Here is a 20,653-nt window from a genome sequence, read left to right on the forward strand (position 1 = left end):
CCGGGGCGTGGGGTCGCCTTGAAAGTTCGGGATGCCGAACTCTATAGTGTGGAAGAACCAATTCCATCGGCAGGCGAGGTAGATGAGCATTGCTACGCGGGGGCGCATTCGCCCCGAAGGTAAGCCCCGGTCCAGCGGACGCTCCCTTGCGCTTCTGGGTCCGGCGTTCGTGGCGGCAATCGCCTACGTGGACCCCGGAAACGTCGCAGCCAACCTGACGGCCGGCGCCAAGTACGGGTACCTGCTGATCTGGGTACTCGTACTCGCCAACGCAATGGCCGTACTCGTCCAGTTCCTTTCCGCCAAGCTCGGACTCGTCACCGGCCGCTCCCTTCCCGAGATGCTCGGAGAACGCCTTCGGCCCGGCAATCGACGCGCGTTCTGGCTGCAGGCCGAGACGATGGCGATCGCCACCGACGTCGCAGAAGTGATCGGTGGCGCGATCGCTCTCAACCTGCTCTTCGGCATACCTCTGTTCCTCGGCGGCCTCATCACCGGCGTCATCTCCATGACGATCCTGTCCATCCAGAACCGGCGTGGTCAGCGCACTTTCGAGTTCGTGATCATAGGCATGTTGTCGATCATCACCGTGGGGTTCCTGACCGGATTGGCGTTCACCGACGTATCCGGGCCCGACGCACTTTCCGGGCTCGTGCCGCGCTTCGACGGCGCCGAAACCGTTCTGCTGGCCGCGAGCATGCTCGGTGCCACGGTGATGCCGCACGCCATCTATCTGCATTCGGCACTCGCCCGCGACCGCCACGGCCGGGTCGAACAGGGGCCGAAACTCGATCGCTTGCTCCGAGCAACCCGATGGGACGTCGTCGGTGCGCTGATCGTGGCAGGTGGCGTCAACATCGGCATGCTCCTTCTCGCCGCGTCCGCGCTCCGTGGCATTCCCGGAACGGACAGCATCGAAGGCGCGCATGCTGCCATCGAGTCCTCGCTCGGGCCGTCGATCGCGATCGTCTTCGCGATCGGACTGCTCGCCTCGGGTCTCGCGTCCACGTCGATCGGTTGCGCGGCCGGATCCGAGATCATGCACGGACTGCTGCACAAACGCATTCCGCTCCTGGTCCGACGCATCGTGACGTTGATCCCTGCCCTGATCGTTCTCGGTGTCGGCGTAGACCCCACCCTCGCACTCGTGCTGAGTCAGGTCGTGTTGAGCCTGTGCATTCCGTTCGCGATCATCCCGCTCGTGCGGATGACATCCGACCGCACATTGATGGGGGCGCAGACCAATTCGGTCACCATCACCACGGCAGCCTGGTTGACCGCGGGATTGATCGTGTCGCTGAACGTCGCACTCCTGTGGCTCACGTTCACCGGTTCCGCGTGATCACCCCAGTAGCGACTCGGGGCGCGCAACCGCTCGACAGACACCCTCGGCGCGTATAACTCCCTGGAATCCACCCGCAGTCAATTCGCCGACCACGTCTTCGAGGAGCCCTTCCAGCGCCAGTGTCGCACGCGTCGATCTCACGTTGCTGCGCTGCGCGAGGCATACGGTGCGCCGCAGCACGGGTTCGGTCAACCGCACCGCCCGCAGCCCCGGCCGGCTGAACACAGCAGTGGAAGGTACGACGGCAGAACCGATCCCACGCTCCACGAAACGCAGCACCGCATCCAGCTCACCACCTTCGACGGCCACGATCGGACGCAGACCCGCAGACTTGAACGCGGCATCCGTAGCAGTTCTCAGGTCGTAGCTTTGGTCGAACACCACCAAGGGGTGTTGCGCCAGATCTGCCAGGCGGAGCACGGGGAGTCGGGTGAGCGGCGGACGATCCGCTGCGGACACCACTACGAGTTCCTCGTGATACAGCGCCTGTAACTCGAGCCCCACGGCTGCGCGTCCGTCGGCGGCATCGATCACCAGCGCAGTGTCGAGTTCCCCGCGCGCCAACTTGTCGACCAGAACGCGTGAACCGTTTTCCGTGACATGCAGTTCGACGCCCGGGTACGACGAGCGGTATCGCTCGAGCAGTTCGGCCACAACGCTGATACACAGGCTCGGCGTGGCACCCAGTCTCAACCTGCCGGTGCGCAGGCCGGCGATGTCCGCAACAGCCCGACGCGCACTGTCGGCGTCCTCGAGCATTCGGGTGGCAACGGGAAACAGAGCTTCACCGGCCGCCGACAAGGTGATGTTTCCCCGTGCGCGATCGAACAACACAGCGCCGAGGTCGTGCTCGAGAGTGGCGATCTGACGACTCAGGCTGGGTTGGGAGAGGTGAATTTCCCTGGCTGCACGCGTGAAATGACCAGTACGAGCTACGGCGACGAAGCACTCCAGCTGATCCAGGGTCACACCGATAGCGTAAACACATCACTACGACTTGAACAATGCATTGGAGTTATCGCGGGGGCTCGCATAGCGTCCTTGCCATGGCTGCACACGAGAACAACCAACAGGTCGTCGTCATCGGAGGTGGATACGCGGGTGTCGCCGCCACCAACCGACTCATGAAGGACTCCCCCCACATCGGCGTCACCGTCGTCAACCCCCGTGACGTATTCGTCGAACGTGTGCGGCTCCATCAGTTGGCAGCCGGGACCTCCACTGCCACAGTGCCACTGAGCGACCTCCTCCGCCCCGTAGCACGCCTCGAGATCGCATCGGTCGACAGAATCGAACACACGGACCGGCAAGTGGTTCTCGACGACGACACAACCCTCGACTACGACTATCTGATCTACGCCGCAGGCTCGCGATCGAGACCGGATGCGATCGACGGCGCGGACATCCACGGATGGTCGGTCACGGAGTACGAGGACGCACACCGCCTACGCGAGCACATCCGCGGTCTCACCGCCGAATCCGTCGTCACCGTGATCGGCGGCGGCCTGACCGGCATCGAAACGGCGACCGAAATCGCGGAACAACGCCCCGATCTCGACGTCATGATGATCTCGAGCGACTCCATCGCAACGACTCTCTCGGACGGTGCCAGATCGAAGGTGCTGCACGTCATGGACAACCTGGGTATCACCACCATCTCGGATGCGGCCGTCACCGAAATAGCCGAAGGCAAGATCGTTCTCGCGGGCGGTCGGCACCTGCCCACCGATTGTGCGATCGTGGCGTCCTCGTTCGTCGCATCCGACCTGGCACAACGAAGCGGACTGGCCACGGACACGGACGGCCGACTGCTTGTCGATACGACGCTGGAAAGCGCATCCTCGCCGTTCATCGTCGGCGCAGGCGACGCGATGATCGTGGACGAAGCCCCCCTGCGCATGAGTTGCCAGGCGGCGGTCCCCCTCGGTACGCACGCCGCAGAAACCGTGCTCGCACTCATCGGTGGCACCCATCCAAAGCCATTGTCCCCCATGTTCGTCGGTCAGTGCCTCAGCCTCGGGCGGCGCAAAGCGGTATTCCAGTCCACGAACAGAATCGATGAGGTCCGCGAGTGGTCGATCGGCGGACGGACAGGCGCCGCACTCAAGGAACAGATCGTGTCGTCCACCGTGAAATTCGCTCTCAATCCCAAAAGAGGTTTCACCTACAGCTGGAGTTGATCGATGAACACTCGGATCACCGTCATCGGCGGCGGGATCGCCGGCCTCACCGCAGCAATCGAGTGCGCGGACGCGGGCGCGAACGTCACACTGCACGAAGCACATCGTGCAGTGCAATCGGCGCACATTCGGGCCTGAAGTAGCTATATTCGGGCGAAGTCGTTGCTCACTACGTCACAGGGGAGTGAAGGACCATGCCCGACCCGCGGAAAGATCTCGAATCACTTGTCGACGGCGAAGACGACGTGATGCCTGCGGCCGATCAGATCCGCCAGGCACAACGAGTGGTTGCCGCACAGGCCAAAGATGTCGACGAAGCACGTATGTTCCTGGCGATGCTCGGCATCGCCGACGCCCCCGAAACAGACGGACCCCACTGACCTGCAGTCCGGTTGTTCAGTCGATCCCGAAGAGGGCTACTGCGTTGTCGTGGCACACCGCCCGCAACCAGTCGTCGTCCGAAGCGAATCGGGTCATGCCCTCGAGTGCGCTGGCATAGGTATAGGGGATGTTCGGGTAGTCGCTGCCGAACAGGATGCGATCGCCTAGAGCTGCGAGACGTGGCAGCTCTCCGGGCGGGAACGGCGCCGTCTCCTCCGTGAAATCGGTGAATGCCATCGTGGTGTCGAGATGAACGTTCGGATACTTCTCCACCAGGTCGAGGAACTCCGAGTACTCGGGCAGACCCATGTGAGCGACGACGAGACACAAACGCGGAAAACGTCGAAGCAGCCCTTCGATGGGGACCGGGCCGGTATGAGTTCCGGGTGCAGGCCCCGAGCCGCAATGAATGACGACTGGGGTACCGGAATCCTCGATTGCTTGCCACACCGGATCGAGTAACGGGTCGTTGGGCGAATACTCACCGACCTGGATGTGCGACTTGAAGACCCGCACCCCCGCCTGAATCGCCTCGGGGACGTAGTGGGCGGCGGATTCCTCCGGGTAGAACGTGCCCGTGTGCAGGCAGTCCGGCGTGCGCCGGGCGAAATCGGCAGACCACTGCCCCAACCACGCCGCCATACCCGGCTTGTGCGGATACACCATGGACGTGAATCGGCGTACACCGAACTCGCGTAATTGCTGGACTCGCGTGCCTTCGTCGTGCCGGTAGGTGATCGGCCACGGCCTGCCGACGAGCGGACCCACCGCGTCGAAGTACTCCCACACCTTCTTCATGACGTTCCCGGGCATGAAGTGGGTGTGGACGTCGATGATTCCCGGCAATCCCAGGCCCTGCCAGAACTGCCGGACCGCGGGTGCGTCGGCAGTGTCAGAGCCGTACGAGCCGTCCTCGTTGCACATCGTCAGAACAGGGTCAGCGAATCGGATTCCTCGACGATTCCGGCAGACGGAACGGGTCGCGCGGGCGCATCGCCCTGCGTGGGTTCGGACACCGGCTGCGGCTGCAGATCACCGGATGCGATCGCTCGCGCTGCCTCGCCGGCCAAGGTGTCCGCCATCTCGTTGTAATGGTTACCGACGTGACCGCGCACCCACCGGAAGCGGACCGGTCCCGTCCGGCCGGTGATCGCACCATCGATTGCTTGCACCAGGTGCAGGTTCTTGACCGCACCACCGCCCGCGGTCTTCCAGCCCTTCCGCTTCCAGCCGGGCAACCATTCGGAGGCGCATTTGATGGCGTACTGCGAATCGGATTCGATCAGCAGTGGATCGGATCCCGGGTGCGCAAGAACTGCCTCGAGCAACGCCCGGAGCTCCGCGATCTGGTTGGTGCCCGAAGCTTCGCCACCGGAACAGCTGGGGCCTTCGTGATTGACCCACGCCCACCCGATCGCACCACCGGGGTTACGAAGACAAGATCCGTCGGTGCTCACGATGATCATGTTGGCACCCTACGTCTGCCGTCCGACAAGGCGGAGCACCGACGCCGTACTGTGGCGAGTTCCACGCGGCCCGCAGCGAGCGCTCCCACCTCGGGGCGAACGATACGCTGGTCACGATGACCGAGTCAGTCGAGGTGACGGTGACGTCCGCACGCCCGTTGGACGTGCAGTTGACGCTCGACCCCCTGCGCCGGGGTAACAGCGATCCGTGTCATCGGCGCGCTTCCAGCGGCGCGCTGTGGCGGACGTCGTATCTGCCGAGCGGCCCGGTCACCTATAGCCTCACGCAACCCGATCGGTTCACGGCAACAGGTCGGGCGTGGGGTCCCGGCGCTCGACAGTGGTCGGAAGGACTGGCCCGGCTCGTCGGTGTCCACGACGATTCCCCGGACTTCGCGCCGTCCCACCCGGTTCTCGTGGATGCGCACCGACGATTTCCGCACCTTCGGATCGGCCGTACGGACCGTGTATTCGAGGCACTGGTTCCGGCGATCCTCGAGCAGCGCGTCCACGGCATCGCCGCCTTCGCGTCGTGGCGGCGACTCGTGCGCAAGTACGGACAGCCGGCCCCCGGGCCGGCACCGGAAGGCATGCGCGTACCACCTCCTGCGGGCGTGTGGCGCACCATTCCGTCGTGGGAGTTCCACAAGGCAGGAGTCGACCCGGCACGGGCACGCACCATCGTCCGCTGCGCCCACTACGCGGACCGGCTGGAGAAGACTGTCGACATGAAACCTGATGCGGCTCTGCGTTGCCTCACTGCTGTCCCTGGCGTGGGAATCTGGACTGCTGCCGAGGTCGCACAACGGGCGCTCGGTGACGCCGACGCTCTGTCCGTGGGCGACTACCATCTGGCAGCCATGATCGGTTGGACGTTCCTCGGCCACCCCATCGACGACGACGAAATGGTGGAATACCTGGCACCCTTGCGCCCCCACCGGTATCGCGCCGTACGACTTCTGACGGTCAGTGGCAGCGCTGTGAAACCCAAGTTCGGCCCCAGGACTCCGATCACCGACCACAGAAGCCGCTGACGCAGCCAACCCAACGTTCCAGTCTTACTCCTGGCGGCGAGTGTCCACACGCGAAACGCGAAATTGATATTCCAATCGAAACCCCGCATGCGCCAACATGATCAACGGACTGGGATTACGTGCCATCTGGTCGGTCGACGTTTACCCGTCCGGTCGTACGGGTAGCCACCGGACACAGCGCGGGCGACGACGACGCCGCCGCCACGAAGCGGCCGGTGGGAGGCGACGCCCGTTCCCAACGACGTGGCGGGAAGTCCCATGAAGGTGATCAAAGCATTGACCCTGTCGTTCTTTGTCGTCGTAGCCATGGCGGTCGGGAGTGGTGCGGCAACCGCCGCCCCCGCCCCCGCCCCGGAGCCCGTCGACCTGAGCGTTCCCCTGTTCACACCGCTGCCTGACGGCAGTAGTAGCCAGGTGGCGCAGAACCTGTTCCCCACGAACAACGCGAAGCAGGACTCGTTCGATACGATGACCGACGAAATCAACACGGGCTGGCAGAATTCCGGCATCCAAGGCGTGATGATCGGGGCCAACGTCGGTATGGCCATCGGATGCGTGTCGATCTTCCCGAATTTCATTGCCGGCTGCATACTCGGTACCGTCATCGGCGCCGGTGTGGGCGCAGTAGCCGGTATCGGGCACGGCAATCCCGAGGCGCAGCCGGCCGTGGAGAAGTTCTTGGCAACACCCTGACCGTTACGTCTCGACGGACGGTTACGCGGACGGCTTCACCACGCCGGGTACGAGACCGAGTGCCAACAGGTCGTCGAGTGGTTCGTCGATGCTCCACGTGTCGAAGGAGCGGAAGGCCGCACGTAAACGTGTGGCCTTCGCCGCTGTCAATCCGTTCAGTTCGGCGGCGAGCGCCTGTCCATCTCTGTTCGCGAGCGCTTCGGCGATCGGTGCGGCCACCGCACCGTCCAGTGCCCGGTGGGTAGCGACGAGAAGGTTCAGAAATCCGTGCTGATCGATCTTCGTCTTCGGGTCCGTGTTCCGCACCCCACGCAGCAGCCCCCCGGACGCCTTGAATCGTACTCCCGATGCAACGAGTGCCAGAATGGATTCTGCGAGGTCCTTCTCAGCCGGGAACGACTGGACGGTGGGCCCCCCGGTAGGCAACTTCGCTGTGTATCCCAACGCGGTCAGGCCTGCGACGTATTCCAGATGATGTACGCCTCTTGGGATTTCCACACGAATTTCCACACCCTTGGGAATTCGCAGCGCGCTCAGTGCCTCGAAGAACTCGGGGGCGGGTCGCCCCATGGGATCGGCGAACTCCACGGCCGCCAACGTCACGCGATCGGCGGCTCGTATCTCCGGGAGTATCGCAGAAGCCTCGGCGCAACCGCCGGGAAAGGTCATCGCGACCTGGAACGTGTTCTCCGAAGTCAGGTCGGATACCGCCTCGGCAAGGGCAGGCCAGCGTGGACCTTCGACGACAAGTGGACCGATCAAGGCGGAATAGGCTGCGCCCCTGTGGCTCAGATGTTCCGCAAGCGCCTCGGGCAGCTTCGCACGCCTGGGCGGTGACATCGACGCATCGTCGCACAAGGCAGAGAACAGCGATGGAACAGCGGTCATGTGAGAGGTCCCCTTCCCGACCGGATCGAAACGCGGCCGGAGCCTTCACCCGGTCCAGACGCCTCGGCGCACACCCCGATCAGCGTTTGTACCCTTTTCGCATATCCTCCACGATGTGCGGTTGATCAAGCGTCGAGGGCTGGAGATGTTGCGGCGGACGGTCTTTCGGAAAATGTGCGGCAGCGTTCAGCGTAGGCTCGTCCAAGAAACTGAGGTCGGGGACATCGTCGGGCAGGAGCAGCTCCGGGGGCTGGTCGCCCTGCTGAGCGAGGACGAATCCCCAGTCGCCGAAGCTCGGCACGTACACGTGGTAGGGCGACACCGCCAGGCCCGCAGAATCGACTGTCGAGACGGTCCGCCAGTAGGCGTCGGGAGTGGAATAGGGGCTGCCGGACTGTACGACGATCAGCCCACCGGGATTCAGCATCGAGGCGGCAATGCCGTAGAACTCGGTGGAGTACAGGCGGCCGAGCTCCGGTGTGTCGGGATCCGGCAGGTCGACGATGACCGAGTCGAATCCACCCTCGTGCTCACGAATCCAGGAGAACGCGTCGTCGATCACGACGTTCACGCGCGGGTCCTTCAGTGCACCGTCGTTGAGTTCGAGCAGCCGAGTGTTCGCCAACTCGATCACTGCGGGATCCAATTCGACCTGCACGATCTCCCGGACACTGGGCAGCCGCAACACCTCACGGGCGGCCAAACCGTCACCGCCCCCGAGGATCAATACCCGCTCGGGGTCGTTCGACACTGCCGGGTACACCAACGACTCGGTGTACCGATGCTCGTCGATACTGGAGAACTGAAGGTCACCGTTGAGGAACAGCCTGGTGTCGTTCTTACGTTCGGTGACCACGATCTCCTGGTATTGCGAACGCTCGGCCGACACCACCGGGTCCGAGTACAGGCGCTGCCGGGCCGTGGTCTCGATGTCCGAGGCCCGAACCAGCAGCACCCCGATGAGTGCCGCCGCCAGCATCAGCGCCACCACCGCCACCAGCCGGACGCGCAGAGTCAGCTGAAACCTGAGAAGCACGAGAGCCACGACGGCCGCCGCGACCAAGTTGATCATGCCGGTGACGGCGGCACCCCGGATCATGCCCACCGTCGGCAGCAACACGAACGGCCACAACAGGCCGCCTACGAGGGCGCCCGCATAGTCGGCGGCATTGAGATTGGCCAGCACCTTGCCAGTGTTCTCCGCGTCGTTGTCGGTGCGGCCCGACTGCAACAACGTCATGAGCAGCGGAACTTCCGCGCCGACGAGAGTGCCGATCAGGGCAGTCGCCGCCACCAAAATCGCCGTCGTGGACCCGACGAACGTGAAGGAGACGTACAGCGTCACTGCGCTGAATCCGCCGATCAGCCCGAGAAGAACTTCCACGACGACGAACGACACGGCGGCGTAGGACACCAACGGCTTCGCCACCAGCGCACCCACACCGAGGGCGGCGACGAAGCCCGCCACGATCAGAGAGGTCTGGGTGATTCCGCCACCGGTCAGGCTGACCGACAGCGTGAGCAGCGCGAGTTCGTAGATCAGGCCGCACGCCGCGCACGCTGCCACCGCTGCCAGCAACATCGCGCGGGCCCGGCTGCCCAGTGGCCGCGCCGAAATCGATGGTCCCCCGGCGGTGCTTGTTGCGACAGCAGTATTCATACAGAGATCAGGACAGTGCTGCCGCGTTCACGAGTCCGATGGCGAAAAGGCTCGCGCCGACCGCCCAGCCCGCACCGCACATCTTCGGTTCGTTCACCAGGGACGTGAGACGGCCCGGCAGAAGGACATTCATGATACTCAGGGCGATCGCCTGCAAGACCACACCGAACAGCCCGTACACGAGCGAATCGGCCAGCCCCTGGGCAACACCGTCCGAACTGGTCATGATCGCCGTGACGACGATGACGGCGAGCGCCAGGTGGTTTGCACCCAAGAGGATTGCGGCGTTCGGATTCTTGTCGACGTACACCTGGTGACGCAGGTTCCCCGGCGTGAGAACGTCGAGCACGAGGAAGCCGATGGACAACACGGCGACACCGACGACGAAGAACGCCAGAGTTCCACCCATGCCGATGAGGAGCTGGCCCGGGTCCACCCGGCCGATCTCGGTGTCTTGAGCCGAAACGATGATGCTCACAAGTCATGCTCCGTTCGAGTTGGTGTCGCTGTGATCATTTGGCCCACCCGGAACCGCCACTGCCACCTGCTGCTCCGGCGGGCGAGTGCGGGTTGAAACCAGGTCCCAGGAAGATGAAGGCACCGCCACGGTAACTGCCGTCGATGTCTTCTACTCGGACGGTGCTGCCGCCGCCGGCCGCGGCGGAGACGATCACGATGTCCTCGTCGTAGCGCAGGTACTCGCTGCCACCGTTCTGCTCCCGTGCTGCCGGCGGCTTCGCGTCGGCGATGGCGGCTGCGGTCGTGCCGACCGGGTCGTTCGAGTGATAGGTGTCGGTGTCCCCCTGACTACTCTGGTGCTGATAGTTGTCGCGGATGTAGTCGTGTGCCTGGCTTCCACACGCGGACGTGAGAAGCAGAACGAAGGCCGCCATGACGGCGGCCGCTACGGCTCGCACGGGTCGGCGTCTCACGGCTGCCACCTGCTTCGTGTCGTCACAATGTCCCCACCCTCGTTGTTCGGGTACAGATGCCAGGTTTGCCAGGCCCATCCCGCAGGTTCCATCTGCTGAGCGGTCAATGCCGTCAGCGCCGTTCGATCCCCGGGAAACTGGCCGCAGATCCAGGCTGGGTCTTCCTCGGCGTTCCCGCGCAACCAGAGCGCGGACTTGTCGAATTCTGCCCTGTCCACACGGATCACCTCGGACTCGAAATGATAATTGCCCGTCTGCTCCAGCGGCGGCAGAGTCTTCCCACCGAATCTCGTCGCGTCGCACGACACCTGCTCGGTGAGGGTGTCCCGCTCGACGTACGCGGTGACCACGTGGGACGCGCCCAGCACGCCGAGGCGCACGCCGGTCGAACCGTTGTCGATGCACAGTTCGGCAAGAGCGTGGGGGGCCGCAGCATTCACCACGAGACCGAGCGCATCGGCTTCGACGTCGCGGGGGACGACGTCGAGCACATGAAGACTCATTCCGGCGGCCCGGAATGGATCACCTGCAACTCACCGCGGGTCACCGCGCGGCCGGTCGATACCTCCCACGACTGCGTACGTGCCCACCGCTCGAAGGCGAGCAGGCCGGTCTTGTCGGCGGTCGCGTAGTCCGCGTAGTCGGCGGTGCCGGACTGCGCCGTTCCCGTCGTTCCCTCTGCCGTGAACTTCGCGGTACCGCGTTCGATCTGACGGTGCACCTTGTCGTCGAGGATCACGTCACCACCGGGCTCGAGACCGGTGCCCTCGCGCCGCGTCCACAGAGTCATCTCCAGTTCGCCCTCGTCGTCCTCGACGCTCAGCCAGCGACGACCGGTGGATCCGTCGATCAGGTGCTCACGCCAGATGTACCCTTCCTCGTCGAGCGTGATGGTGCCGCGCACGACGTGATCGATTCCTGCGTAGGTGATGATGTCGCCGACGCCGATCTTGTGCGGGTCGTACACCTCCGGGTAATCGGCGAGCGGGTCGACACGCGCGGGACGCTCCTTTTTCGTCGGCCGTCCGCGCCGCGCGTAGACGACGATGCCTGCGATGACGACGATGATCAACAGCACCAACAACAGCTCGGTCAAGAGGTCACTCCTGGTCGATGGGTTCCGCGAAGGGGGACGGACGCGCCCTCAGCCTACTGGTTGGGCTCGGCACCGGCGCTCTCCGATGCAGCACGCCCCATTTGAATGAACTTAGGCTAACCTGACCCATAATGTCCGCTTTGCCATCATTACCGCACCCAGGAGCACGCATGAAGCTACCCACGATGCATCCGCGAGCAGCAGGGCTGGCGCTGATCACGGCCGCCGCATTGGTCGCCGGAGGCTGTAGCGCAGACACCAGCGTGAATACCGCGGACGCAGCTTCGGGTGCGCAGTCGAGCACTGACCCCTTCCCGGTGAGCATCACATCCGCCCTGGGTACCGCAGAGATTCCCGAGGAGCCCCAGCGCGTCGTCACCCTCGGATGGGGTGCCGAGGATGCGGCTCTCGCACTCGGTGTCGTCCCGGTCGCCGTCCAGGACATGTCCTCGAACACCAACGACGGCGACAGTCTTCTGCCCTGGAGTCGCGACGCCCTCGAAGGATTGGATGCCGACGCGGAGCCGACGATCTTGAAGGCCTCGAGCAAGCAGATTCCCTTCGAGCAGATCGCCGAGCTTGCGCCCGACCTCGTACTCGCAACTCATTCGGGTCTGACCCAGGATCAGTTCGACAAACTGTCCGAAATTGCACCTACCGTCGCTTACCCGGAGCGCCGTTGGGCGACGGGCTGGAAAGATCAGATCACCATCGCCGGCACAGCGCTCGGTCGCGCCGACGAAGCCGAGGAGCTCATCGACTCGACCGAGCAACTCATTGCCGAGACCAAGGCCGAACACCCGGAGTTCGCGGGCAAGACCGTGGCCTTCGGCAGTGCCACGCAGGCCGGATCCTACAATTTCTACTTCGACACCGATCCCCGGATGAAGCTCCTGGCAAGCCTCGGATTCACGCTGGCCCCGCTTGCGACCGAACTCCGTGAGGCCGGCGACCCCACCAAGTTCGCCGGACCGGTGAGCATGGAACTGCTCCCGACGTACACACCCGACGTACTGCTGTCCTGGTACCTGTCGCCCGACATGCAGCGTGATGTCGAGAACAGCCCGCTGTTCGCAGAGATGTCGGCCGTGCAGACGGATTCGTACATCGGTCTGACCGATCCGGCTCTGGTGTTCGCCTCGAGCTCGCCCACCGTTCTCGACATCCCGTGGCTGCTCGGTCAGCTTGCCCCGAAACTCGAGGTCGCGGCCAACAACGCCCAGCAAGGATGACTCACCTCATATACATGGCACCACGCTGTTCCCAGGTCGACCCCGTGAATCAGCGGTAGCCGCCTAGTCTGTCTTCTGTCTCCGACACTTGGACAGAAAGGCGGTCGCCCACTCATGGTCGACTTGACGAAGCCTCGAAAGTACTCCCTGCGCAATCCGTTCTTCTGGATTGCACCGCTCGCCGCAGTCGGATTCATCATGACCTTGCTCGGCGGCCTCTACATCGGGGGCATGCTCGATCCGGTCAAGAACCTCAATCACTTTCCGATCGCGCTGATCAACCAGGACGTCGGAGACACGATTCCCAATTCGGATCCCCCGGAGCACCGCAATTTCGGTGACGAGATCGCCGCAGGACTCGTCGACGGACTCGATCCGGAGAAGTTCGATATCAGGCACATCAGCGTCGCCGAAGCACGGTCGCAGATGAGCAAAGGGAAACTGTACGGCGCGATCATCATTCCCAGTGACTTCACCAAACGAACGATGATTCTTGCCCAGGCCGGGGTCGTTCCCGGTGACGTCGAACAGCCCATCATCACCGTGATGACCAACCCGCGTGCCGGCACGGTCGCGGCCAACATCGTCGGTCAGGTCGGCGATCGAGCGCTCGGTCAGGTGAACACCAAGGTGGGTGAGCAGCTCACGACGATGGTCACCGACACACTGGCAGCGACGGCCCCGGATCTGAAGTTGTCCGGAGCGACCAGCATCCTGTTCGAGAATCCGATCAACGTGCGTACGATCCAGTACGAGCCCCTGCCGGGCGGCACCGGATTCGGGTTGTCCGCCTTCTACTACGCCCTGCTGCTGATTCTTGCGGGATTCACCGGAGCCACCATCATCAACTTGCTGGTCGACGGACTGCTGGGCTTCACCCCCACCGAATGGGGCCCGCTCTACATCCACAACGACCGGACGAACCTGACCCGACTCGAAACCGTGCTCGTCAAGTGGCTGATCATCTTCCTGATGGCGCTCATCGTCTCCGGAATCTATCTGGGAGTGGGCACCTGGCTCGGTATGCCGGTGAGCAATCCACTCGCGTTGTGGGAGTTCGGCGTCCTGGCTATCACCGCAGTCGGTGTCACCTCCATCTCGGTGATGGCCGTGTTCGGGAACTTGGGTCTGCTCATCAATTTGCTCGTGTTCGTCGTGTTCGGACTACCGTCCTCGGGCGGCACCATCCCGCTGGAGGCGACCCCGCCGTTGTTCGGCTGGCTGGCTCAGTTCATACCGCTACATCAGGTGTATCTGGGAGTACGAGCGATTCTCTTCTTCGGCGCTCAAGGCGATGCCGGGTTGGTCCAGGCGGTTGCGATGTCACTGCTGGGGCTGGTGATAGGCCTGCTGTTGGGTGGGATCACCACCTGGATCTACGACCATCACGGCCTCCACCGTCAGTTGTCGACGAAAGACGCAGCGGACGAGCAGCCCACGCAAGCGTGAGAATCGCGGTGGTGCCGACGGCATCGACCGCCGCCGGTGTGACGGTCCGTTGCGACGACGACGGAACCCCGGTCGGCCCGCCCCAACGTTGGCAGAATCTCGCGGAGGCCGTGCACCGCATGGAGTCTCGAGAGCATCCGCGATGGATCTGGCTGTCCACCGCGGTTGTGTATCCACCTTTGCTGCGGCAGGGCGTGCGGGTGCTCCGTTGCCACGACCTGGCATCGACGGAAGCGATCCTGAACATGCGTGACGGGGTTCTCACCGAGGCCACCTGGGTGGACGAACGCCCGGGACTGTTCGACGCGGTCCCGGCCGTGGACCCGGTCGACGTCGTCGCCGAGTTCGCCGCACAGACCAGCAGGATTCGTGCAAACCCTACGGATGCCCGCCGACGCCTCGAGCTTCTCGTCGCAGCCGAATCCGCAGGAACGCTGGCAGACGCCGAGATGAGTCACGACGGCCTTCCGTTCTCCGCTCAGGCGCACCGCTCCTTTCTCGAGCAGGCTTTGGGCCCGCGCCCTACCGGGTACGAGCTGCCGATTCGCATTCGGACACTGGTCGACGAGATCAGCACAGTGTTCGGGAGACGGGTCAATCCCTCGTCACATCCCGACATCATCGACGCCTTTCGACGTGACGGCATCGAGCTGACCTCCACCCGCGCCCACGTCGTCCGTGAGATCGACCATCCTGCCGCGCCCTTGCTGCTGGCACACCGGGACCTGTCGAAGCTGTACAGCACCAACGGCTGGACGTGGCTGGACGACTGGGTCCGCGGCAACAGATTTCGCCCCGTGTACGTCCCGGGTGGTGTGGTGTCGGGACGGTGGGCAAGCCGCGGTGGCGGTGCCCTCCAAATCCCCAAAGCACTTCGCTCGAGTGTCGTCGCGGACCCCGGACATACATTCGTCGTTGCCGACGCCGGGCAACTCGAGCCGCGCATTCTCGCGGCCATGTCCGCAGACTCGAGGATGGTCGCGGCGGCGGGTACCGATGATCTGTACGCACCGATTGCTGCCGAAGCATTCGACGGAGACCGGGCGAAAGCCAAGGTCGCTGTTCTCGGCGTGTTGTACGGGGCCACCTCCGGTGATGGGCGAGCGTTGCTCTCTTTGCTGCGCAAGCGGTTTCCGCGGGCAGTGCGGTACGTCGAGCAGGCAGCATCAGCGGGCGAGGAGGGGGAGGTCGTCCACTCCTGGCTCGGTCGCGCCTGTCCGCCCGTACCGCAGTCGTGGACGAACGGTGACTCCGGCCCCGGCCACGACAAGCTCGCTCGCGCACGGGGCCGCTTCACCCGCAATTTCGTCGTCCAGGCAACCGCATCCGAGTGGGCCGGCTGCCTCCTCGCGGATCTGCGCCGCCGCCTTGCCGCGGAATCCGGCAGCGAACTCGTCTTCTTTCAGCACGACGAAGTGGTGGTGCACACTCGCTGTCCGGAATCGGCCGCCGCACATGTCGAGGCTGCCGCAGAACTGGCCACCAAGCTCCTCTTCGGCGATACCGTGGTTCGCTTCCCCATGGAAACAGTGGTGCGTGACTGCTATGCCGACGCGAAATGACCGTTCAGCGGCCGGTCCATTTCGGTTCGCGCTTCTCCGCGAATGCGGTCGGACCTTCGACTGCGTCCTGGCTCGAGAACACGATGCCCACCGCCGACTTGTTGAGCTCCTCCCAGATCGGCTCGTCCCATTCCGAACCGTACGAGGCGGACCGGTGAATCACCCGTTTGCTCTGCTGCACCGACAGTGGAGCATTGGCAGCAATGGTCTCGGCCAACTGCAGTGCAACCTCCAGGGAGGTGCCTGCCGGCGCGATCCGGTTGACCAAACCCCACTGGAGCGCAGTCCCTGCCGGCATGTGTTCACCGGTCAACGCCGCCTCGAGCGCGATCTTCAACGGAATCTGACGCGGCAACCGCATCACCCCACCCGCCGCCGCGAAGAGGCCGCGCTTCACTTCGGGTAGACCCAACTTCGCGTTCTCGTCGATCACCGCGAGGTCGCTGGCCAGCACGAGTTCGGTGCCCCCACCGAGCGCGAAGCCGTTGACCGCTGCGACGACAGGCGTATCGACGTAGTGACGCACCATGCCACCGAAACCCCATTCGGGGTGGCCGACGGGATTGATGTCCTGGCCCGATGCAATGGCCTTCAGGTCGGCGCCCGCGCAGAATCCGCGGCCACTGCCCGTGAGGACGATCGCGCGAACCTCAGGATCGTTGTCGCACTCCTCCAGACGGTTCCCGAGCGCGGTGGCCAGATCGGAATTGACGGCGTTCATCGCCTCGGGACGGTTGAGCGTGACGACGGCGACGTTCCCGCGGCGCTCCAGCAAGACCACATCGTTCGGGTGGGAATCTGTCACGTGTACTCCTTCGACATTGTTCGGCTACGGCTGTGTTCGGTCTCAGGGGTGAAAAACTACGCGTCCCACCGTCGATCCGTCACCGAGACGGCCAACTCCGTCCGCAACATCGGAGAATGCCAGTCGCTCACTGACCAGGGGCTTCACCTTGCCGGCGTCGGCAAGGCGCGTCAGCTCTTCGTGGCAGTCGAGAATCGCCTGCTGGTTGTACGCCTTGTAGAGGCCCCAATGCAGCCCGATGATCGAATAGTTCTTGATCAGCGCGTGATTGAGCCCTGGTGTGGGGATGGTTCCTCCGGCGAAGCCGATCACCAGGATCCGTCCCTCGAATGCGATGCACTTGGTGGACTTGGCGTAAGCGTCACCGCCGACGGGGTCGTAGATCACGTCTGCCCCACGGCCTCCGGTGAACTCCTTCACGATCGGGACGAAGTCCTCGCTGTGACGGTCGATGACCAGGTCCGCACCGAGCCGACGACAGTACTCTGCCTTTTCCGACCCGCCGACTACTCCGATCACGTTCGCGCCGGCGGCTTTACCGAGTTGCACGGCGGAACTGCCTACCCCACCCGCAGCCGCGTGCACCAGCAGAGTTTCACCGGGCTTCAGCTGGGTCCGGCGATGCAGCGCAAACCAACTCGTCTGGTATCCGATACTCAGAGTCGACGCCTCGGCATCGTCCAACCCGGTGGGAGCAGGAAAGGCATTGGTTTCTGTCATCACCGTCTGCTCGGCAAAACCACCCAACGGCAGATTCGGATTGCCGATCACCCGGTCCCCCACGGCGAAGCGGCTCACCCCGTCGCCCACGGCCAGCACCTCGCCGCACAACTCGACGCCGGGCGTAAACGGCAGCGGCGGCTTGATCTGATATTCGCCGCGGCACAGCAACACATCCGGGAAGTTTGCGGGTGTCGCGAGGGTACGCACCAGGAGTTCTCCGGCGCCAGGAGTCGGGTCGTCCATCTCTTCCATGCGCAATACGTCGCGGGGTTCACCGAGTTCTTTGACGCGCCATGCCTTCACAGTGTCTCCTGGATCTTTCGTACGCCGTGCCGTTGTCCGTCAGTCCTGCGGTCCACCGGCGACGTACACGACCTGACCGGACACGAACCCGGCGCCTTCGCTGGCGAAGAACGATGCGGTGTGTGCGATGTCCTCGGGCTGCCCGACCCGGTTCACCGGGATCTGCGACGCCGCCATCGCTTTGAACTCGTCGAAGTCCGCGCCCACTCGCTCGGCGGTGGCGGCGGTCATGTCGGTCTCGATGAATCCCGGTGCGATGGCGTTGGCGGTGACACCGAACTTCCCCAGCTCGAAGGCGAGCGTCTTGGTGAATCCCTGCATACCGGCCTTCGCCGCCGAATAGTTCACCTGCCCGCGGTTTCCGAGAGCCGACGTGCTGGACATGTTCACGATGCGTCCGAACTTGGCTTCCACCATGTACTTCTGCACCGCGCGCGACATCAGGAACGCTCCGCGCAGGTGCACACCCATGACCTGGTCCCATTCGTCCACGCTCATCTTGAACAGGAGGTTGTCGCGCAGGATGCCGGCGTTGTTGACGAGGATCGTGGGCGCCCCCAGTTCGGAAGCCACCCGCTCGACCGCGGCTGCAACCGAGGCCTCGTCCGCGACGTCTGCGCCGACGGCGATCGCCTGACCACCGGCCGACGTGATCGCTTCCACGGTCCGGGCGCAGGCCGCCTCGTCCAGGTCCAGCACGGCAACGGCGTAGCCGTCGTCGGCGAATCGCTTGGCGATGGCAGCACCGATACCGCGTGCCGACCCGGTCACGATCGCGGTCTTACGTTCCTGACCCACTGGTCCTCCTCGATCAATCGTCATCGGTTTCTCGCTTATACGTCACGGTACGGTCGCAGTTCCTGCCGCGCGATGGCGCGTTTGTGCACTTCGTCGGGGCCGTCGGCGAGCCGGAGGGTGCGAAGATGTGCGTAGGCCATTGCGAGGGGGAAGTCGTCGGTGACCCCGCCGGCGCCGTGAACCTGAATGGCGCGGTCCACGATCTTCAGTGCCATGTCGGGGGCGGCAACCTTGATTGCGGCGATCTCGGTACGGGCTTCCTTGTTCCCGACCGTGTCCATCAAGTACGCAGCCTTCAGCGTCAGCAGACGCACCATCTCGATCTCGATTCGCGCCTCGGCAATCCAATCCTGGATATTGCTTCGCTCGCTGAGCGGACGACCGAAGGTGACGCGGGACGATGCCCGCCGGCACATCAGCTCGAGCGCCCGCTCGGCCATTCCGATGGCCCTCATGCAGTGATGAATACGCCCCGGCCCGAGGCGCGCCTGAGCGATCGCGAATCCTGCGCCCTCACCCGCCAGAACATCCTTGGATGGAACCCGCACGTTCTCGAAGGTGATCTCCGCGTGGCCTTCTCGGTCTGCATAGCCGAACACGGGAAGATTGCGCAGCACCGTGATTCCCGGTGCGTCGATCGGGACCACCATCATCGACTGCTGCCGGTGCACTGCCGCGTCCGGGTCGGTCTTGCCCATCACGATCAGCACCTTGCAGTTCTTGTGCATCGCATTGGACGCGAACCACTTGTGGCCGTTGAGGACGTACTCGTCTCCGTCCCGGGTCATGCTCAGTTCGATGTTGGTGGCGTCCGAGCTTGCCACCGCGGGCTCGGTCATCGCGAACGCCGACCTCATCGTGCCGTCCAGCAGTGGCTCGAGGTACTTCTTCTTGTGCTCGTCGCTCCCGAAGAGGGTGAGCACCTCCATGTTCCCTGTGTCGGGAGCATTGCAGTTGCATGCCTCCGGGGCGAGGGCGCTGCGGCCCATGATCTCGGCCAGCGGTGCGTAATCGAGATTGCTGAGGCCAGGACCCCACTCCGCGTGCGGGTGAAAGAGGTTCCACAGGCCACGCTTTCGGGCCTGGGCTTTCAATTCCTCGAGGATCGGAGGCTGGAAGTGCGGATCACCTGATTCGCGCATCTGCCGGTCGTACACCGGCTCCGCCGGGTACACATGTGCGTCCATGAAGTCGAGGAGATCTGCCTTGTATTGCAAAGCACGATCCGAGAACTCGAACATGTCTACTCCTGTGGTCGATAACGAGAGTGGCCGTCAGGCTTCCTGCATGACGGCGTCCTGAAAGCGGCGCATACCTCGAATCCACCGGTCGTAGTCCGACCCCTTCTGGCGGTACAACTCGAGAACCTGCGCATGCGGAAGAATGAGGAATTGCTCGGCATCCATTGCTGCCAGAACCAATTCGGCAACCTCCGCGGGTTCGAGAACATCGCCCGCCGTGGTGACGGCACGCGTCGCGGCCACCCCGAGGCGATCACCGGAATCGCGTCCTTCGTACAACAGCTTGGTGTTGACGCCCATCGGGCACAGGCAGCTGACCCGGATTCCGCGGTTGCCGTACGTGACGGACAACCACTCGGCGAAGCCGACAGCGGCATGTTTGGTGGTGGAGTAGGTGGCCGAACCTATCTGCGTGAGCAGTCCCGCAGCGGAGGCGGTGCTCACGAAGTAACCCTCGCCTCGCTCCTCCCACTGCGGCACCAGGATCTGCGCAGCCCGGATATGCGCCCGCAGGTTCACATCGAGCGACTGCTCCCAGGTGCTCTCGCTGGCATCCAGACCGGGTTGTCCACCGATTCCGGCGTTGGCGAAGTACAGATCGACGGGCCCGAACTCGGATTCGGCGACCCTCAGGGCCTTGCGAATGTCCTCGGTATCGGAGGCATCGCCGCCGATACCCACCACTGCGTCCGGGTGTTCGGCGACGATCCCGCTTGCGACGGCCCGTGCGGCGTCACCGTCGAGGTCGGTCACCACAACCTTCGCACCTTCGTCGGCGAGGCGGCGTGCAAGCGCACCGCCGATACCGCCGCCGCCACCGGTGACTACGGCGACCTTGCCTGCAACCTTCACGGCAATCCCTTCG

23 protein-coding genes are annotated in these 20,653 nt (G+C 64.0%); 9 read left to right on the forward strand and 14 right to left on the reverse strand.

Translation table 11 applies throughout. The features are described from left to right. Nucleotides 1–82 precede the first annotated feature (82 nt). Nucleotides 83–1,342 carry an Nramp family divalent metal transporter gene (locus tag ACZI8Q_RS17520; RefSeq protein ID WP_463374843.1) on the forward strand — a complete coding sequence of 420 codons (1,260 nt, stop codon included), beginning with the start codon at nt 83–85 and terminating at the stop codon, nt 1,340–1,342. On the opposite strand, the gene ACZI8Q_RS17525 is transcribed toward ACZI8Q_RS17520, so the two are convergent. After that, nucleotides 1,343–2,314 carry a LysR substrate-binding domain-containing protein gene (locus ACZI8Q_RS17525; protein WP_463374844.1) on the reverse strand — a complete coding sequence of 324 codons (972 nt, stop codon included), beginning with the start codon at nt 2,312–2,314 and terminating at the stop codon, nt 1,343–1,345. 77 nt (nt 2,315–2,391) lie between these two features. Here ACZI8Q_RS17525 and ACZI8Q_RS17530 point away from each other — a divergent pair, with 77 nt between their 5' ends. The 3 genes from ACZI8Q_RS17530 to ACZI8Q_RS17540 are packed head-to-tail and all read left to right on the forward strand — an operon-like array spanning nt 2,392 to nt 3,905. Beyond that, nucleotides 2,392–3,525, forward strand: coding sequence for an NAD(P)/FAD-dependent oxidoreductase (locus tag ACZI8Q_RS17530; RefSeq protein ID WP_463374845.1), 1,134 nt, complete (start codon nt 2,392–2,394; stop codon nt 3,523–3,525). Nucleotides 3,526–3,528: 3 nt separating this feature from the next. Beyond that, nucleotides 3,529–3,663: an FAD-dependent oxidoreductase gene (locus ACZI8Q_RS17535; protein ID WP_463374846.1), complete on the forward strand. Its 135-nt coding sequence runs from the start codon at nt 3,529–3,531 to the stop codon at nt 3,661–3,663. Nucleotides 3,664–3,719: 56 nt separating this feature from the next. After that, nucleotides 3,720–3,905, forward strand: a complete 186-nt coding sequence (locus ACZI8Q_RS17540; RefSeq protein ID WP_463374847.1) for a hypothetical protein — start codon at nt 3,720–3,722, stop codon at nt 3,903–3,905. 16 nt (nt 3,906–3,921) lie between these two features. On the opposite strand, the gene ACZI8Q_RS17545 is transcribed toward ACZI8Q_RS17540, so the two are convergent. Both ACZI8Q_RS17545 and ACZI8Q_RS17550 read right to left on the reverse strand, forming a co-directional pair. Continuing rightward, complete coding sequence (locus tag ACZI8Q_RS17545) at nt 3,922–4,830, reverse strand: amidohydrolase family protein (protein ID WP_463374848.1); 909 nt, start codon at nt 4,828–4,830, stop codon at nt 3,922–3,924. A gap of 2 nt (nt 4,831–4,832) precedes the next feature. Then, nucleotides 4,833–5,372, reverse strand: a complete 540-nt coding sequence (locus ACZI8Q_RS17550; RefSeq protein WP_463374849.1) for a ribonuclease H family protein — start codon at nt 5,370–5,372, stop codon at nt 4,833–4,835. A gap of 116 nt (nt 5,373–5,488) precedes the next feature. Between ACZI8Q_RS17550 and ACZI8Q_RS17555 the strand changes: the two genes are divergently transcribed. Then, complete coding sequence (locus ACZI8Q_RS17555; protein WP_463374850.1) at nt 5,489–6,406, forward strand: DNA-3-methyladenine glycosylase family protein; 918 nt, start codon at nt 5,489–5,491, stop codon at nt 6,404–6,406. A gap of 258 nt (nt 6,407–6,664) precedes the next feature. After that, on the forward strand, nt 6,665–7,099 hold the full coding sequence (locus ACZI8Q_RS17560; RefSeq protein WP_463374851.1) for a hypothetical protein: 435 nt from the start codon (nt 6,665–6,667) through the stop codon (nt 7,097–7,099). Nucleotides 7,100–7,120: 21 nt separating this feature from the next. Here the strand turns inward: ACZI8Q_RS17560 and ACZI8Q_RS17565 are convergent, their stop codons facing one another. From ACZI8Q_RS17565 to ACZI8Q_RS17590, 6 genes are all read right to left on the reverse strand, one after another. Continuing rightward, nucleotides 7,121–7,987: a hypothetical protein gene (locus ACZI8Q_RS17565; RefSeq protein WP_463374852.1), complete on the reverse strand. Its 867-nt coding sequence runs from the start codon at nt 7,985–7,987 to the stop codon at nt 7,121–7,123. A 79-nt stretch (nt 7,988–8,066) separates the two neighbouring features. Beyond that, entirely contained in the window at nt 8,067–9,647 is a 1,581-nt protein-coding gene (locus ACZI8Q_RS17570) for a polyamine aminopropyltransferase (RefSeq protein ID WP_463374853.1), read from the reverse strand. 7 nt (nt 9,648–9,654) lie between these two features. Further along, nucleotides 9,655–10,125: a DUF350 domain-containing protein gene (locus tag ACZI8Q_RS17575; protein WP_463374854.1), complete on the reverse strand. Its 471-nt coding sequence runs from the start codon at nt 10,123–10,125 to the stop codon at nt 9,655–9,657. A 34-nt stretch (nt 10,126–10,159) separates the two neighbouring features. After that, entirely contained in the window at nt 10,160–10,588 is a 429-nt protein-coding gene (locus tag ACZI8Q_RS17580) for a DUF4247 domain-containing protein (protein WP_463374855.1), read from the reverse strand. Beyond that, nucleotides 10,576–11,082 carry a DUF2617 family protein gene (locus ACZI8Q_RS17585; protein WP_463374856.1) on the reverse strand — a complete coding sequence of 169 codons (507 nt, stop codon included), beginning with the start codon at nt 11,080–11,082 and terminating at the stop codon, nt 10,576–10,578. Before ACZI8Q_RS17585 ends, ACZI8Q_RS17580 begins: the two co-directional genes overlap by 13 nt. Continuing rightward, the gene (locus ACZI8Q_RS17590) at nt 11,079–11,675 is read right to left on the reverse strand and encodes a DUF4178 domain-containing protein (RefSeq protein WP_463374857.1); all 597 of its coding nucleotides are present in this window, start codon (nt 11,673–11,675) and stop codon (nt 11,079–11,081) included. The genes ACZI8Q_RS17585 and ACZI8Q_RS17590 overlap by 4 nt, the downstream gene beginning before the upstream one ends. Before the next feature lie 170 nt (nt 11,676–11,845). Here ACZI8Q_RS17590 and ACZI8Q_RS17595 point away from each other — a divergent pair, with 170 nt between their 5' ends. The 3 genes from ACZI8Q_RS17595 to ACZI8Q_RS17605 all read left to right on the forward strand — a co-directional run bounded on the left by ACZI8Q_RS17595 (nt 11,846) and on the right by ACZI8Q_RS17605 (nt 15,918). After that, on the forward strand, nt 11,846–12,907 hold the full coding sequence (locus ACZI8Q_RS17595) for an iron-siderophore ABC transporter substrate-binding protein (protein ID WP_463374858.1): 1,062 nt from the start codon (nt 11,846–11,848) through the stop codon (nt 12,905–12,907). Nucleotides 12,908–13,021: 114 nt separating this feature from the next. After that, nucleotides 13,022–14,356, forward strand: a complete 1,335-nt coding sequence (locus tag ACZI8Q_RS17600) for a YhgE/Pip domain-containing protein (protein ID WP_463374859.1) — start codon at nt 13,022–13,024, stop codon at nt 14,354–14,356. Next, on the forward strand, nt 14,353–15,918 hold the full coding sequence (locus tag ACZI8Q_RS17605) for a bifunctional 3'-5' exonuclease/DNA polymerase (RefSeq protein ID WP_463374860.1): 1,566 nt from the start codon (nt 14,353–14,355) through the stop codon (nt 15,916–15,918). The genes ACZI8Q_RS17600 and ACZI8Q_RS17605 overlap by 4 nt, the downstream gene beginning before the upstream one ends. A gap of 4 nt (nt 15,919–15,922) precedes the next feature. On the opposite strand, the gene ACZI8Q_RS17610 is transcribed toward ACZI8Q_RS17605, so the two are convergent. Genes ACZI8Q_RS17610 through ACZI8Q_RS17630 form a run of 5 tightly spaced genes read right to left on the reverse strand, consistent with a single transcriptional unit; the run spans nt 15,923 to nt 20,640 of the window. Then, a complete protein-coding gene (locus tag ACZI8Q_RS17610; protein WP_463374861.1) occupies nt 15,923–16,723 on the reverse strand; it encodes a crotonase/enoyl-CoA hydratase family protein in 801 nt (266 codons plus the stop codon). 42 nt (nt 16,724–16,765) lie between these two features. Continuing rightward, nucleotides 16,766–17,749: an NADPH:quinone oxidoreductase family protein gene (locus tag ACZI8Q_RS17615; protein WP_463374862.1), complete on the reverse strand. Its 984-nt coding sequence runs from the start codon at nt 17,747–17,749 to the stop codon at nt 16,766–16,768. Between the two features lie 39 nt (nt 17,750–17,788). Then, on the reverse strand, nt 17,789–18,547 hold the full coding sequence (gene fabG / locus ACZI8Q_RS17620; protein WP_463374863.1) for a 3-oxoacyl-ACP reductase FabG: 759 nt from the start codon (nt 18,545–18,547) through the stop codon (nt 17,789–17,791). A gap of 35 nt (nt 18,548–18,582) precedes the next feature. Then, nucleotides 18,583–19,788 (reverse strand): acyl-CoA dehydrogenase family protein, encoded by a 1,206-nt coding sequence (locus ACZI8Q_RS17625; protein ID WP_463374864.1) that lies wholly within the window; start codon nt 19,786–19,788, stop codon nt 18,583–18,585. A 33-nt stretch (nt 19,789–19,821) separates the two neighbouring features. Continuing rightward, a complete protein-coding gene (locus ACZI8Q_RS17630; RefSeq protein ID WP_463374905.1) occupies nt 19,822–20,640 on the reverse strand; it encodes an SDR family oxidoreductase in 819 nt (272 codons plus the stop codon). Nucleotides 20,641–20,653: the final 13 nt, after the last annotated feature.

It is taken from the genome of Rhodococcus quanlei, assembly GCF_055231015.1.

What these genes read in the sequence shown, in the direction of transcription:
- ACZI8Q_RS17520 (WP_463374843.1), top strand. Translation starts at nt 83, where the DNA reads ATGAGCATTGCTACGCGGGGGCGCATTCGCCCCGAAGGTAAGCCCCGG.
- ACZI8Q_RS17565 (WP_463374852.1), bottom strand. Translation starts at nt 7,987, where the DNA reads ATGACCGCTGTTCCATCGCTGTTCTCTGCCTTGTGCGACGATGCGTCG.
- ACZI8Q_RS17545 (WP_463374848.1), bottom strand. Translation starts at nt 4,830, where the DNA reads ATGTGCAACGAGGACGGCTCGTACGGCTCTGACACTGCCGACGCACCC.
- ACZI8Q_RS17595 (WP_463374858.1), top strand. Translation starts at nt 11,846, where the DNA reads ATGAAGCTACCCACGATGCATCCGCGAGCAGCAGGGCTGGCGCTGATC.
- ACZI8Q_RS17570 (WP_463374853.1), bottom strand. Translation starts at nt 9,647, where the DNA reads ATGAATACTGCTGTCGCAACAAGCACCGCCGGGGGACCATCGATTTCG.
- ACZI8Q_RS17555 (WP_463374850.1), top strand. Translation starts at nt 5,489, where the DNA reads ATGACCGAGTCAGTCGAGGTGACGGTGACGTCCGCACGCCCGTTGGAC.
- ACZI8Q_RS17535 (WP_463374846.1), top strand. Translation starts at nt 3,529, where the DNA reads ATGAACACTCGGATCACCGTCATCGGCGGCGGGATCGCCGGCCTCACC.
- ACZI8Q_RS17625 (WP_463374864.1), bottom strand. Translation starts at nt 19,788, where the DNA reads ATGTTCGAGTTCTCGGATCGTGCTTTGCAATACAAGGCAGATCTCCTC.
- ACZI8Q_RS17530 (WP_463374845.1), top strand. Translation starts at nt 2,392, where the DNA reads ATGGCTGCACACGAGAACAACCAACAGGTCGTCGTCATCGGAGGTGGA.
- ACZI8Q_RS17560 (WP_463374851.1), top strand. Translation starts at nt 6,665, where the DNA reads ATGAAGGTGATCAAAGCATTGACCCTGTCGTTCTTTGTCGTCGTAGCC.
- ACZI8Q_RS17585 (WP_463374856.1), bottom strand. Translation starts at nt 11,082, where the DNA reads ATGAGTCTTCATGTGCTCGACGTCGTCCCCCGCGACGTCGAAGCCGAT.
- ACZI8Q_RS17600 (WP_463374859.1), top strand. Translation starts at nt 13,022, where the DNA reads ATGGTCGACTTGACGAAGCCTCGAAAGTACTCCCTGCGCAATCCGTTC.
- ACZI8Q_RS17550 (WP_463374849.1), bottom strand. Translation starts at nt 5,372, where the DNA reads ATGATCATCGTGAGCACCGACGGATCTTGTCTTCGTAACCCCGGTGGT.
- ACZI8Q_RS17540 (WP_463374847.1), top strand. Translation starts at nt 3,720, where the DNA reads ATGCCCGACCCGCGGAAAGATCTCGAATCACTTGTCGACGGCGAAGAC.